Here is a 14,300-nt window from a genome sequence, read left to right as displayed (position 1 = left end):
TTAATTATTGAAGATTAAATAATGACTGAATCTTTTGCTCAACTCTTTGAAGAGTTTCTATCTGAAACTGAATTCCAACAAGGCAGCATCGTTAAAGGTACTGTAGTAGCTATCGAGAACGGTTACGTTCTTGTAGACGCTGGTCTTAAGTCTGAATCTGCTATCCCTGCTGAACAATTCAAGAACGCTGCTGGCGAACTTGAAGTTGAAGTTGGTGCTGAAGTAGACGTAGCTCTAGACGCTGTTGAAGATGGTTTCGGTGAAACTCAACTTTCTCGTGAGAAAGCTAAGCGTCACGAAGCTTGGATCGTACTTGAGAAAGCTTGTGAAGAAGCTGAAACTGTTGTTGGTATCATCAACGGTAAAGTTAAAGGCGGTTTCACTGTTGAACTTAACGGTATCCGTGCTTTCCTTCCAGGTTCTCTAGTAGACGTGCGTCCTATCCGTGACACTGCTCACCTAGAAAACAAAGAGCTAGAGTTCAAAGTAATCAAGCTAGACCAGAAGCGTAACAACGTTGTTGTTTCTCGTCGTGCTGTTATCGAATCTGAAAACAGTGTTGAGCGTGACGAACTTCTTGAAACTCTACAAGAAGGTACTGAAGTTAAAGGTATCGTTAAGAACCTTACTGACTACGGTGCATTCGTTGATCTTGGCGGTGTTGACGGTCTTCTACATATCACAGATATGGCTTGGAAGCGCGTTAAGCACCCATCAGAGATCGTTAACGTTGGTGACGAAATCCTAGTTAAAGTTCTTAAGTTCGATCGTGAGCGCACTCGTGTTTCACTAGGTCTTAAGCAACTAGGCGAAGATCCATGGGTAGCAATCGCTAAGCGTTACCCAGAAGGTCACAAGCTTTCTGGTCGTGTTACAAACCTAACTGACTACGGCTGCTTCGTTGAAATCGAAGAAGGCGTTGAAGGTCTAGTACACGTTTCTGAAATGGATTGGACTAACAAGAACATCCACCCTTCTAAAGTTGTTAATGTTGGCGACGAAGTTGAGGTTATGGTTCTTGATATCGACGAAGAACGTCGTCGTATCTCTCTAGGTCTGAAACAGTGTAAAGCTAACCCATGGCAGTCATTTGCAGAAATGCAAGCTAAGGGCGACAAAGTTACTGGTAAGATCAAGTCTATCACTGACTTTGGTATCTTCATCGGTCTAGAAGGCGGTATCGACGGTCTTGTACACCTATCTGACATTTCTTGGAACGCTGCCGGCGAAGAAGCTGTACGTGAATACAAGAAAGGCGACGAAATCTCTGCTGTTGTTCTAGCAGTAGATGCAGAGCGTGAGCGTATTTCTCTTGGCGTTAAGCAAATGGAAAACGACCCGTTCAACGCATACGTTGCTGACAACAAGAAAGGTGTTCTTGTAAACGGTACTGTAACTGCAGTTGACGCTAAAGGCGCTACTATCGAGCTAATCGAAGGCGTTGAAGGCTACCTACGTGCTTCTGAAGTTTCTCGTGACCGTATCGAAGATGCATCTCTAATCCTAAGCGTTGGCGACAGCGTTGAAGCGAAGTTCACTGGTGTAGACCGTAAGAACCGCGTAATCAACCTATCTATCAAAGCTAAAGATGAAGCTGATGAGCAAGAAGCAATGGCTTCACTGAACAAGTCTGATGAAGGCGCGTTCGGTAACGCAATGGCAGACGCATTCAAAGCTGCTAAAGGCGAATAATAGCTTCTCATTAAGAGAATTATAGCTATCTAGCCAAGAAAGGAGCCGTAAGGCTCCTTTTTTTTTGCTTATTTTTCCTATAGGTCTATAATTTCTAAAAAGAAAACCAACGAGGGTAACTATGACTAAGTCTGAATTGATTGAAAGACTGTGCGCTGAGCAAACGCATCTTTCTGCAAAAGAAATTGAAGACGCTGTAAAAGACATTTTAGAGCACATGGCTTCAACACTAGAAAGTGGTGATCGAATCGAAATTCGCGGCTTTGGCAGCTTTTCTCTGCATTACCGTGAACCTCGTGTTGGACGTAATCCTAAAACTGGTGACAAGGTTGAGTTGGAAGGTAAATACGTTCCTCACTTCAAACCAGGTAAAGAGCTACGCGAACGAGTAAACTCAGGGTTGTAGGCTACTTATCGGAATTAAGAAAAGCGGCATACTATAATGTATGCCGCTTTTTTATGACCATAATATGGTGGTCTGATTAGTAATTTTCCTGCATAATCGTACAGCTAACTAATCAATGAGTGATGAACTATGAAAATTATAAAAATAGTCGCTGTTATCGCACTTTTCCTAATGGCACTGGCTTTAGGCTCTCAAAACCAAACAATCGTGAATTTCAATTATTTGCTAGCGCAAGGCGACTTCCACCTGTCAAGCTTGCTAGGTGTTGTATTCGTTTCAGGTTTTGCTCTTGCTTGGTTAGTCTTTGGAAATATGCACATGCGATCTCAACTAAAAATTCATCGCTTGAAGAAGCAACTCAATAAGCAATCAAAGCAGGTCGCTGCTGAAACTAAAGCTTAAAGGCCATATTTGATGTTAGAGTTACTGTTCTTACTTTTGCCCATCGCAGCCGCTTATGGTTGGTATATGGGTAATCGTAATGCTCAGCAAGAAAAACAAAAGCAATCACACCAGATCTCCCGCCAATACGTGACGGGTTTGAACCTATTACTGTCAGACCAATCTGACAAAGCGGTTGATCACTTCATTGAGTTACTTCAAGTAGACAGTGAAACCATCGATACTCACTTGGCTTTGGGCAACTTGTTCCGCTCAAGAGGCGAAGTCGACCGCGCTATTCGTATTCACCAAAATCTTATCTCTCGGTCTGGGCTTACCCTCGATCAAAAAAACCTCGCATTGCAACAATTAGCTAAAGACTATACGGTCTCAGGCTTTCTTGATCGCGCAGAGAAAATTTTTGAACAGCTTGTAGAAGAGCCTGATCATAAAGAAGGCGCTTTACAGCAGTTGGTTGCTATTTATCAGCAAACGCGTGAGTGGAATAAAGCGATTCATTACGGGAATATCTTAGTTAAGCTGAGCAAGAAGAAAATGAAGACGCGTGCGATGGTTGCACACTTCTGGTGTGAGCTTGCGATGCAAGAACAAGCCGACGGCAACCGCCCTAAAGCGCTTCAGCACTTCAAGAAGGCCCTTTCAGAAGACTCTAAATGTGTTCGAGCCAGTATTGCTTTAGGAAAATTCCATTTAGCCAATGAAGATTATCACAAGACAATTACTTATTTAGAGTCAGTTCTCGAGCAAGATATCGACTTCATTAGTGAAGTCTTGCCAACGCTTGCTGAGTGTTACCACAAACTTGGACAAGAAGCGCAGTTGGTCGAGTTCCTTAAAGCGTGTATTCAGAAGAAAGCCGGTGTTTCCGCTGAGTTGATGCTGGCTCAACTCGTTGCCGACCATGAAGATGTTGGCTCTGCTCAAGAGCTACTGACAAAGCAGCTTGTTAAAAATCCAACCATGAAAGGTTTTTATCGATTAATTGATTATCACCTAGAGGAAGCGGAAGAAGGTAGAGCCAAAGACAGCTTGACGACGCTTCAATCTATGGTTGGTGAACAACTCAAGGTTAAGCCTCATTACCGATGCCGTCAGTGTGGTTTCTCAACTCACTCAATGTATTGGCACTGCCCTTCATGTAAGGGGTGGGGAACGATCAAGCCTATTCGTGGGCTTGATGGTGAATAGATTTGTGGTCATTTTAAGACCAAATTATTAATTGCAGCTTTCGGGCTGCATTTTTATGACTGTTATTTATGGCCTGATTGGTATAAATATTTTGTAGAAAGTTAACTGCGTTAGGAGATGAAATGAACGACCAAAAAATCATTGTAGCATTGGATTATGATAACCAAGCGGATGCGTTAGCCTTTGTCGATCGTATTGACCCAGCATCTTGCCGCCTAAAAGTTGGCAAAGAGATGTTTACTCTATTTGGCCCTGAATTTGTTCGTGAATTACATAAACGTGGTTTCTCTGTGTTTTTGGACCTTAAGTTCCACGATATCCCGAACACATGTTCAAAAGCGGTACGTGCTGCCGCTGAGATGGGCGTATGGATGGTGAACGTACACGCGAGCGGTGGCGAGCGTATGATGACGGCTTCTCGTGAAATTTTGGAACCATATGGTAAAGATCGTCCATTGTTAATCGGTGTGACGGTACTAACCAGTATGGAGCAATCTGACTTAGCGGGTATCGGTCTGGATCTAGAGCCACAGCAACAAGTGATGCGCTTAGCGTCTTTGACTAAAAACTCAGGCCTAGACGGTGTTGTATGTTCCGCACAAGAGGCTTCTTTGCTCAAAGGTGCACTTGGTCAGGAGTTCAAGCTAGTTACTCCAGGTATTCGTCCTGTAGGCGCTGATGTTGGTGACCAGAAGCGTATCATGACCCCTTCTAAGGCGATTCAAGCCGGCTCAGACTACTTAGTTATCGGTCGTCCAATTACTCAAGCAGCGGACCCTGCAGCAGTACTTGCTGAAATCAACGGCACGCTAGCTTAAGCTTATCATTAAGTCGTAATTCCAATAAAGAAGGCCAGCAATTTGCTGGCCTTCTTATAGGTGTACTAAATACAGAATTGGTCTGGAGTAGACTTGTTCTGAACGGCTTAAACCGGAGCGCCACTATGAAACTTAAAGTCGCTGTCTTCTGAAGTGATAAGTTCTGCTTCAACTTGCGCAAAATGAGCAATACGCTCAGAGATATCTTTCCCTGCGATTTGTTCCGCGAGTTCAAGATAGTCTTGATAGTGACGAGCTTCTGAACGAAGTAGAGATACGTAAAACTTTTCCATGTCTTCTTCTAAGAAAGGAGCCAGTTTAGCAAAGCGTTCACAAGAGCGAGCTTCAATAAATGCACCAATAATAAGCTTATCAACCAGAGCATCAGGCTCGTAAGTTTTAACTTGCTTGATTAAACCCTTAGCGTAGCGGCCCGCCTCGATCGGTTGATAAGTCACGCCTTTTTTTACCATCAATTCCATCACTTGGTAGAAGTGATGCAACTCTTCTTTGATCAGTAATACCATTTTATCAATCAAGTCAGCACCGTAATTACAGCCTTCTTTCGCTGTAATTTGCTTTGATACATTACTTTTACCACGTAGAGACTCCAAGTCTCCAATACGACGGTAAGCAAATTGCTCGTAGGGCAAAATCCACTCATTCAGTTGCTTCGCGCTTTCTTTATCTACCGCATATTTACGGATAAGGAACAAAGCACTTTGAGCTGCTTTAAGTTCACAAAGCATGTGATCGCGTAGAATGATATGAAGGTTTTCAGGCTTCTTGGCTTCATCTATCCATGAATCTGGCGTTTCAGCTTTAAGAAAAGAGTGTATAGGGGCTAATAATTCTTGATACATGGTAAGGGCAAGTTTGTTGATAATGCGGGATTTTATCACAGCTTAAGAGATCCCCCTATACGGAGAAAGGAAATTCCACAGGTACAAAAAAGGCCGCTAATTTAAATAGAGCGGCCTTTAAGTGTTGAGTTAGAGCGTTACCATTTTTTCTTCTGACCGAATAGAGCATCCATGTCATCTTCACGCTCTTTCGATTCCATCTGCTGTAAATCTTCTGCGTTTTTATTTAGGCGCTTCTGATCAAGATCGTCAAGCATCTGTTGTAGCTTGTCTTTCGCTTGATTGGAGTATGCGTCGTTTTTAGTGGCTAATGCATCGATGCCTTTGCGCAACAGTTGAATCGCTGTGCCAGGCTGTCCACGAGATATCGAGTCATTTGCACGTTTGATAACATTCTCGATGTTGATGCGAATTTGGATTGTTTCTAAGCGAGCGTTTTCAACCACAAAAGCTTGAGTATTAAAACGTCCTTTATTGTGCTCGTTACGAACCGTGTCACGCAAGCGTTTAACTAGCTTAAGCATCATGATTGCTTGTTTGTCACTACTAGGCATGCGAAAAGCGGTGCTTTCGCCCACTTGGTGGTTCTCTTTAAGCTGAGTGATTTGTTGCTTTACGCTTTCGATGCGTTGGGCAAGCTGCTTATTTTTAGGATCGAGCTCATACATATTAACTAATGCATCAAGAATTCGATTGTTTAAGCATATAAGAAGATCTTGGCTAAACGGCATGTGGTGAGCATTGCCAATTAACTCTTCTGTTCCATCTATAATGGTTAGATAACGAGAAGCTTCCTGTTTCTTCGTTGTTTCTACCTTAACTTTGTATTGAAGCATGATGTTGTAGCCTAAAACCAACACCAAAAGCACGGCTACCAAGGCGATTATTAAACCAATATTCATATATTTGTGTCTGCTTATTGTTTTCTATAGCTAACTAGAGAGGATACACGATTCCATTGTGTATAGGCACTTGTAAATTACAATTTTTGATTATCTCTTGTTGAGCGCAATCGGCAATCAAAATTTACTAACTAATGTGTGAGAATGAGGAGTGGCTTACAAAGCGTCAGTGATATTTTTATTTGTTACGCTTTAAAAGCTCGATATTTCTGTCATTTTAGTTCTCGAAGCGTTATAACTATTAATTATATTACACGAGACTATAACGCTCTATTTGCAAATAAGTTAGCGCAGAAATGAGTAAAGGATTACGAGGTTAGATATGAAGTTACAGCAACTGAAGTATATTGTTGAGGTTCTAAACCATAACCTAAATGTTTCAGCGACAGCAGAGAGTTTGTACACATCTCAGCCCGGCATAAGTAAACAGGTTAGATTACTTGAAGATGAGCTAGGCATTCAAATATTTGAGCGTAGCGGTAAGCATTTAACTCAGGTTACACAAGCCGGTGAGGATATTATTCGTATCTCTCAAGAGATTTTGGCTCGTGTTGAGAGTATTAAAGCGGTTGCGGGTGAGCACACTCATCCTGAGATGGGCACATTGAATATTTCAACCACTCATACTCAAGCTCGTTATGCACTCCCTGATGTGATTAAAGGTTTCACGGCGCGTTATCCAAAAGTGTCGCTTCACATGCATCAAGGCACGCCAAGCCAGATGTCAGAAGCGGTAGCTAAGGGTACAGCGAACTTTGCGATTGCAACGGAAGCGCTACACCTTTATCAAGATGCAATTATGCTGCCTTGTTATCATTGGAACCGTTCGATCGTGGTAACGAAAGATCACCCTCTTGCACAGAAACGAAATATCTCGATTGAAGATCTTGCCGCTTATTCTCTCGTGACTTATGTATTTGGTTTTACTGGCCGTTCCGAGCTGGATACAGCATTTAACAAAGTAGGCTTAACACCGCGTGTTGTGTTTACCGCGACGGATGCTGATGTGATTAAAACTTATGTTCGGATGGGAATCGGGGTGGGTGTAATTGCAAGCATGGCGATTGACCACGAGCAAGATACAGACTTGGTTGCTATTGACGCGAGCCATCTATTTGGTGCTAGCACCACAAGCATTGGCTTTAGAAAGGGTACTTTCTTACGTTCTTACATGTTCGATTTCATGGAGCGTTTTGCACCGCACTTAACTCGCCCAGTAGTTGAGCAAGCTATTTCTTTGAAATCGAATGAAGAGATCGAAGAGATGTTTAAAGACATCGACTTACCCGTTCGCTAAGGGGCATAGTTTTACCTAGATTCCTAATTCGGCCTGTTTAAAGGCCGTTTTCATTTAAGCTCATTTGTGGTTTGCTTGCTGGTAGGTTGTCTTTATATAGCCTCAATTTGTAACCTTCCTTTCCATTTTGGCCTCTTACCCCTACAATCCTCGCATCATAGGGGGAAGCATGCATTCACGATTCAAAATACTCGATTCATTTTTGCTAGAGCACCAAATTTACTGGCGTTCAGAACCTTTTCACCTATGCCAAACTCACGATCAGCCATGGACAGACGTGAACCTTCCACTTGTCGATTGGTTAGATGGCTTGAGTATTGAACGCATTCAAACGCTAAAAGAACAGCCTCAAGTTCTGATTTCGGAACTTATGAGTTTTCTCCCAGAGTTAGAGAATGCCAATCAACACATCCAGTTTGATAATTCGGCTTTAGTTGGGCTTGATCTTCCGCGCGGTACTGCCGATGGTATCCCCGGCAGAAAGCTGCAACAAATCGTCGCGATGGGAGAGGCTTCATTAAAAGAGCATCATAGTAAAGAGTGGCTTGAATGGTGTTCTGGCAAAGGCTTTCTCGGTCGAATCTTATCTCAGCAATCAGATCAAAAGGTCACTAGCTTTGAGTGGCAACAATCGTTGTGTGAAAGCGGACAAAAGATTGCCGATGACCAGAAACTAGAGATGGACTTTGTTCAAGGTGACGCGTTTTCAAAAGATGCAGATCGGGTGTTTAACTCAAATCAACATGCTGTTGCTCTTCACGCTTGTGGTGATCTTCATGTTGAATTAGTGAAGAAATCTGTTTCACATGGGCTTCCTGCAGTCACCATTTCTCCATGTTGCTACCACCTTATTCGCGATGAAAGCTACCAAGCGATGTCATCCGTTGCGAAAAGCTCAGCATTAACGTTGAGCAAGAGCGACTTAAGAATCCCGCTTCAAGAAACCGTCACTGGTGGTGAAAGAGTAAAAAGACACCGTCAGTTAGAAATGAGTTACCGATTAGGCTTTAGCCAACTACTTAAGGGTGAGCTTGGTGTCGACGAGTACATCCCTGTACCAAGCATCAAGAAATCGGAGCTATCCGAAGGCTTTGAATCATTTTGTTGCTGGGCATCTGAAGTGAAAGATATATCGCTGGGCTCAGATATTGATTTTGACTCTTATTTAATTCAAGGCGAAGCGCTTTTCTGGGAAATGGAAAAGCTGAGTTTAGTTCAACAAGTCTTTAGAAGACCTTTAGAGATATGGTTGGCCTTAGATCGTGCCATTTATCTGCAAGAACAAGGTTATCAAGCTTCGATTGAAGAGTTCTGCGAACGTAGTGTAACGCCAAGAAACCTATTGATTCATGGGGTTAAGATCGAGCGCTAGCGGTAAACAGCACTGGTACGTGTTTTTACGATCTAACATCATGAATGCAAAATAAAGTTATAAATACAAAAAAATGATAAATACAAAAAAGCCAGCGCGACATAATGTCGTACTGGCTTTTTGTTTAATGTGTCTGAATTAACTGAACGCTTCAACGAGAAGGTTATTGCGTTCAGTTAGCCATTACATCATTAGTTAAACATCGCGATTGCTTCTGCAGGCGCTACGTATTCTAGGTCAAAGCTTTCTGCAACTTCTTTACAAGTCACTTTACCGTGGATTACGTTTAGACCTTCTAGGAAACCTTCATCAGATAGAAGTGCTTCGCGGTAACCTTTGTTCGCTAGCTTAACAATGTAAGGAAGTGTTGCATTGTTTAGTGCGTAAGTAGAAGTACGAGCAACGGCACCTGGCATGTTAGCAACACAGTAGTGAACTACGTCATCAACGATGTAAGTTGGATCGGCATGAGTTGTCGCGTGTGAAGTTTCGAAACAACCACCTTGGTCGATTGCAACGTCAACAACTGCTGAACCTGGCTTCATCTTAGCGATGTGATCTTTTGTAACAAGTTTAGGAGCGGCTGCGCCTGGGATTAGTACTGCACCAATCACTAGGTCTGCTTCTAGAACATGCTTCTCAATAGCGTCTTCAGTAGAATAAACCACTTTTGCGCGACCTTGGAATTCTTCATCAAGACGACGAAGCGTATCTACGTTGCGATCAAGAATGGTTACGTCTGCACGAAGGCCAACAGCCATACGTGCTGCGTTAGCACCAACAACACCGCCGCCAACAACAACAACTTTTGCTGGCTCAACACCTGGAACGCCGCCAAGAAGAAGACCACAACCACCGTTAGATTTCTCTAGTGTTTGTGCACCTGCTTGAATAGACATGCGACCAGCGACTTCAGACATTGGTGCTAATAGTGGCAAGCGACCCATATTATCTGTTACAGTCTCATAGGCTACGCAGACAGCTTTGCTCTTGATTAGCTCTTCCGTTTGTGGAAAATCTGGTGCAAGGTGTAAATAGGTAAATAATATTTGCCCTTCGCGAAGCATAGCTCGCTCGACAGCTTGAGGTTCTTTAACCTTTACAATCATTTCTGCTTTCGTGAAAACGTCAGCAGCAGTAGGAAGAATGGATGCGCCTACAGCGATGTAATCATCGTCTGAAAAACCGATACCATTACCGGCATTGGTTTCTACAAAAACTTGGTGGCCGTGTGAGATTAGTTCTCTCACGCTAGCTGGGGTCATACCAACGCGGTATTCGTGGTTCTTGATTTCCTTAGGTACGCCAATGATCATCCTGACTCCTCATTTTATTTTGGTTGTTTTATCTATGTGTAGGGTAATTCTGTCGAATTAATATCTAGTATAGATATGTTTAAGTAAAATTTGATACTGAATATTAAAAAGTTGTAGTATATTTTTTTGCAAGGAAGTAATAAGGTGGAATAAAAAATGGCAGACAATTATAAGAAGCCGTCCAAGGAACTAGATCGTATTGACCGCAACATTCTTAATGAGTTGCAAAAAGACGGTCGTATCTCAAACGTTGAACTCTCAAAACGAGTAGGACTTTCTCCAACTCCATGTCTTGAGCGTGTTCGTCGTTTAGAGCGTCAAGGTTACATTACTGGGTACACAGCATTGCTGAACCCACAGTACCTTGATGCTTCACTTTTAGTGTTTGTTGAAATTACGTTGAACCGTGGTGCGCCAGATGTGTTCGAACAATTCAACACCGCTGTGCAGAAACTGGATGACATCCAAGAGTGTCATTTAGTGTCGGGTGATTTTGACTATCTTCTAAAAACACGTGTATCTGATATGGGTGCTTACCGTAAGCTACTGGGTGATACGTTACTTCGTCTACCAGGCGTAAACGACACTCGAACTTACGTTGTAATGGAAGAAGTGAAACAAACCAATCAACTTGTGATTAAAACTCGTTAATCACAATTGGTGAAATGAAAGAAAGCGGACATTTGTTCCGCTTTCTTGCTTTCTGGAATTGGGTTTTTCTGTTTGATATGGTTAAATCAACAGTAGTTTCATTGAAACGAGCGGCTATTGCCGCTCGAGATGTTTTTATCCCGTTTAATTATTAAGTTGGTTTATGTTCAAGCAGAGCAGTAATAAAGTAGAAACAATCATTAAAACGAGTGAAGAGCCTCAGTCTCCTCGTTTAAGTGGTTCTCAACGTCTAAAAGAGTGCAGCCTAATTCTAGGTGTTCTCTTCTCTATTCTACTTGCCGTTGCGTTATTAACTTTTAGCCCTGCTGACCCATCATGGTCGCAAACGGCTTGGGGTGGTGATATTCAAAATGCAGGAGGCTACGTAGGTGCATGGTTGGCGGATACGCTTTTCTTTGTGTTTGGTTCTTTAGCTTATCCTTTACCTATCTTGGTGACGGTTGCTGCGTGGGTATTATTCCGTAAACGTAATGAAGATGAGCAGATCGATTTCATGCTGTGGGGTACTCGTTTACTTGGACTGACTGTCCTTGTTCTTACTAGCTGTGGTTTAGCGGATATCAACTTCGATGATATTTGGTACTTTTCATCTGGTGGTGTAGTCGGTGATGTATTAACAAGTCTTGCACTTCCAACGCTGAACGTTCTGGGCAGTACGTTGGTTCTTCTTTTCTTATGGGGAGCTGGCTTTACCCTATTAACGGGCATTTCTTGGTTAAGTATTGTTGAATGGTTAGGCGAGTGTGCAATCAAATTCTTTACGTCAGCCGTTAATAAGGCGCGCGGCCAAGATCAAGAGCTGCTTGAACCTCAGTTAACAGAATCGGCAGACCGCGATTTAATCGAAGAACGTCATCAAGAGCCGAGTTACCGTGATGTTCCTGCTTTAGAAGATAACAAAGAATCAAAAGAGCATGATCTACTAGATCCTGCGATGAGCTTCTCAGCGACCAATGAGTCTTCAGGCGAGGCTACAAATGCGCTAGACAGTGCCGCGTCGCCGAAGCGCCATTACAATATTCATATGCCTGTCGAGGCGCCAGCGAAGCAAGACGCTTCAGCTCAAGAAGTGTCTGATATTCAACGTCAACCTGAAGTTGAACCTGAGCCGATCCCTGCTGCGCCTGTTTACCAAGCGCCAGAAGAACCATTAGAAGAAGGTATTGAGCGTTCGAAGCAGTTGAATGCAACGATAGAGCAGCTTGAGCACGCCGCTATGTATGAAGATGATCTAGCGGCTCAAGAGCAAGTTGACGCACATGAATCTCAGGTTGCGTACCAACAATACATGCAAAACGAACAAGCGGAAGTTAGTCCAACTCATAGTGATTTTGATAGTGCTGAAACAGCAACGGATAGTTCCTCTGAAGTCGAGGGTGAACTCGGTGCAGAAGACGTTCAGCCTGAATCTTTATATGCTTCGCCAGTGGATGAAACAGAAGAAACAATCGAAGACGATTCTTCAGTGCAAGCATCTCCGTTTGATATGGCGGAAGAGCAAGATGAACAAACTTCAGTGTTCCAACCGGTATCGATTGAAGATGTTAATACTGAGCAACAAGAGCCTTTCGCTGCCCAGCAAGGTAATGCGGAGTTTGAACAAGCTAACGAACAAACTGAAGAGCTTGCTGTTGATCTTCCATGGGAAGAAGTCACGGAAGATGAGTCTGTGCACCAAGACCAAGACCAAGACCAAGACCAAGACCAAGATGTAGCAGCATTCCAAAATCTGGTATCTGAAGCGCAAGCGAATATGGCGGCGACACAAAACCCGTTCTTGGTACAGCAAGATGTGAATTTGCCCAAACCTGCCGAGCCATTGCCAACACTTGAGCTGTTGTTCCACCCTGAAAAACGTGAAACCTTTATTGACCGCGATGCACTAGAGGCGATTGCTCGTCTTGTTGAATCTAAATTAGCCGATTACAAAATCAAAGCTGATGTGGTTGATATCTTCCCTGGCCCTGTCATCACTCGATTCGAACTCGATCTGGCTCCTGGCGTGAAAGTGAGCCGTATTTCTGGTCTTTCTATGGACTTAGCGCGTTCACTTTCTGCATTGGCAGTGCGGGTCGTAGAGGTAATACCGGGTAAACCTTATGTTGGTTTGGAATTGCCGAACATGAGCCGTCAAACCGTATTCTTCTCCGATGTGGTAGGTAGCCCTCAGTTCCAAGAAGCGACGTCACCAACGACCGTTGTTCTAGGACAAGATATTGCAGGTGAAGCGGTTATTGCTGATTTATCGAAGATGCCACACGTACTGGTTGCAGGTACCACCGGTTCTGGTAAGTCGGTGGGTGTGAACGTGATGATCTTGAGTATGCTTTACAAGGCATCGCCAGAAGACGTTCGTTTCATCATGATTGACCCGAAAATGTTGGAATTGTCTATCTATGAAGGTATTCCACATCTATTGTCTGAAGTCGTTACTGACATGAAAGATGCGTCTAACGCCCTTCGTTGGTGTGTTGGCGAAATGGAACGTCGTTATAAACTGATGTCGGCACTTGGTGTTCGTAACATTAAAGGCTACAACGACAAATTGAAGATGGCTGCGGAAGCGGGTCACCCAATTCATGATCCTCTGTGGAAACCGGGCGACAGCATGGACCCTGAAGCACCATTATTGGAAAAACTGCCTTACATCGTAGTTGTCGTCGATGAATTCGCCGATTTAATCATGGTAGTAGGTAAGAAAGTTGAAGAATTGATTGCTCGTTTGGCACAAAAAGCACGTGCGGCGGGTGTTCACTTGATCCTAGCGACTCAGCGCCCGTCAGTGGATGTTATTACGGGTCTTATTAAAGCCAATATCCCGACACGTGTAGCCTTTACTGTATCAACCAAAACGGACTCTCGAACGATTCTTGACCAAGGTGGTGCAGAATCATTATTGGGTATGGGTGATATGTTGTACTTACCACCGGGTTCAAGCCACACAACTCGTGTACACGGTGCGTTTGCATCTGATGATGATGTACACGCGGTCGTGAATAACTGGAAAGCACGTGGTAAGCCAAACTATATTGAAGAGATTACGAACGGCGACCAAACCCCAGAAACACTATTGCCGGGTGAGAAGATGGAAGGCGATGAAGAAGTCGATCCTCTGTTTGATCAAGTTGTCGAATATGTTGTTCATTCACGCCGAGGTTCGGTTTCTGGTGTGCAACGTCGATTTAAGATCGGCTACAACCGTGCCGCACGAATTGTCGAGCAATTAGAAGCTCAAGGTATTGTCAGTGCTCCAGGACATAACGGTAACCGAGAAGTCTTGGCGCCAGCGCCACCAAAAGATTAGTTCCAATAGGAACTCATAACTATTCAGTCGGTCAAAACCAAAACATGACCGACTTATGTTCTAACAGG

General features: G+C 43.4%; 12 protein-coding genes. 9 read left to right on the top strand and 3 right to left on the bottom strand.

Annotated features, from left to right (window positions below; translation table 11 throughout):
* The first annotated feature begins 21 nt into the window (after nucleotides 1-21).
* The 5 genes from rpsA to pyrF all read left to right on the top strand — a co-directional run bounded on the left by rpsA (nucleotide 22) and on the right by pyrF (nucleotide 4,506).
* The gene (gene rpsA / locus ACED42_RS00440) at nucleotides 22-1,692 is read left to right on the top strand and encodes a 30S ribosomal protein S1 (protein WP_012604398.1); all 1,671 of its coding nucleotides are present in this window, start codon (nucleotides 22-24) and stop codon (nucleotides 1,690-1,692) included.
* Nucleotides 1,693-1,813: 121 nt separating this feature from the next.
* Nucleotides 1,814-2,098 (top strand): integration host factor subunit beta, encoded by a 285-nt coding sequence (gene ihfB, locus ACED42_RS00435; RefSeq protein ID WP_010439923.1) that lies wholly within the window; start codon nucleotides 1,814-1,816, stop codon nucleotides 2,096-2,098.
* 129 nt (nucleotides 2,099-2,227) lie between these two features.
* Nucleotides 2,228-2,500 carry a LapA family protein gene (locus tag ACED42_RS00430; protein WP_012604397.1) on the top strand — a complete coding sequence of 91 codons (273 nt, stop codon included), beginning with the start codon at nucleotides 2,228-2,230 and terminating at the stop codon, nucleotides 2,498-2,500.
* Nucleotides 2,501-2,512: 12 nt separating this feature from the next.
* Nucleotides 2,513-3,688 carry a lipopolysaccharide assembly protein LapB gene (gene lapB, locus ACED42_RS00425; RefSeq protein WP_371700937.1) on the top strand — a complete coding sequence of 392 codons (1,176 nt, stop codon included), beginning with the start codon at nucleotides 2,513-2,515 and terminating at the stop codon, nucleotides 3,686-3,688.
* Between the two features lie 122 nt (nucleotides 3,689-3,810).
* Nucleotides 3,811-4,506 (top strand): orotidine-5'-phosphate decarboxylase, encoded by a 696-nt coding sequence (pyrF, locus tag ACED42_RS00420; RefSeq protein WP_017089172.1) that lies wholly within the window; start codon nucleotides 3,811-3,813, stop codon nucleotides 4,504-4,506.
* Nucleotides 4,507-4,613: 107 nt separating this feature from the next.
* Here the strand turns inward: pyrF and ACED42_RS00415 are convergent, their stop codons facing one another.
* Together ACED42_RS00415 and ACED42_RS00410 are read right to left on the bottom strand one after the other, a co-directional pair.
* Nucleotides 4,614-5,408, bottom strand: coding sequence for a tRNA-(ms[2]io[6]A)-hydroxylase (locus ACED42_RS00415; RefSeq protein ID WP_012604394.1), 795 nt, complete (start codon nucleotides 5,406-5,408; stop codon nucleotides 4,614-4,616).
* Between the two features lie 98 nt (nucleotides 5,409-5,506).
* On the bottom strand, nucleotides 5,507-6,271 hold the full coding sequence (locus ACED42_RS00410) for a DNA repair protein (RefSeq protein ID WP_371700935.1): 765 nt from the start codon (nucleotides 6,269-6,271) through the stop codon (nucleotides 5,507-5,509).
* Between the two features lie 322 nt (nucleotides 6,272-6,593).
* On the opposite strand from ACED42_RS00410, the gene cysB reads away from it, so the two are divergent.
* Both cysB and ACED42_RS00400 read left to right on the top strand, forming a co-directional pair.
* Nucleotides 6,594-7,568, top strand: coding sequence for an HTH-type transcriptional regulator CysB (cysB, locus tag ACED42_RS00405; protein WP_009848858.1), 975 nt, complete (start codon nucleotides 6,594-6,596; stop codon nucleotides 7,566-7,568).
* 169 nt (nucleotides 7,569-7,737) lie between these two features.
* Nucleotides 7,738-8,940: a methyltransferase gene (locus tag ACED42_RS00400; RefSeq protein WP_371700933.1), complete on the top strand. Its 1,203-nt coding sequence runs from the start codon at nucleotides 7,738-7,740 to the stop codon at nucleotides 8,938-8,940.
* A 191-nt stretch (nucleotides 8,941-9,131) separates the two neighbouring features.
* On the opposite strand, the gene ald is transcribed toward ACED42_RS00400, so the two are convergent.
* Nucleotides 9,132-10,256 carry an alanine dehydrogenase gene (gene ald, locus ACED42_RS00395; RefSeq protein ID WP_371700931.1) on the bottom strand — a complete coding sequence of 375 codons (1,125 nt, stop codon included), beginning with the start codon at nucleotides 10,254-10,256 and terminating at the stop codon, nucleotides 9,132-9,134.
* 156 nt (nucleotides 10,257-10,412) lie between these two features.
* Between ald and lrp the strand changes: the two genes are divergently transcribed.
* Entirely contained in the window at nucleotides 10,413-10,907 is a 495-nt protein-coding gene (gene lrp, locus ACED42_RS00390) for a leucine-responsive transcriptional regulator Lrp (RefSeq protein WP_004734558.1), read from the top strand.
* Between the two features lie 163 nt (nucleotides 10,908-11,070).
* Nucleotides 11,071-14,232, top strand: coding sequence for a DNA translocase FtsK 4TM domain-containing protein (locus tag ACED42_RS00385; RefSeq protein WP_371700929.1), 3,162 nt, complete (start codon nucleotides 11,071-11,073; stop codon nucleotides 14,230-14,232).
* Nucleotides 14,233-14,300: the final 68 nt, after the last annotated feature.

The organism is Vibrio sp. FF145 (assembly GCF_041439075.1).
In the GTDB taxonomy this organism is placed as follows: Bacteria; Pseudomonadota; Gammaproteobacteria; order Enterobacterales; family Vibrionaceae; genus Vibrio; species Vibrio tasmaniensis_A.
Note: the sequence above shows the minus strand (reverse complement) of the source record. Positions and strands in the feature narration are given on the sequence as shown.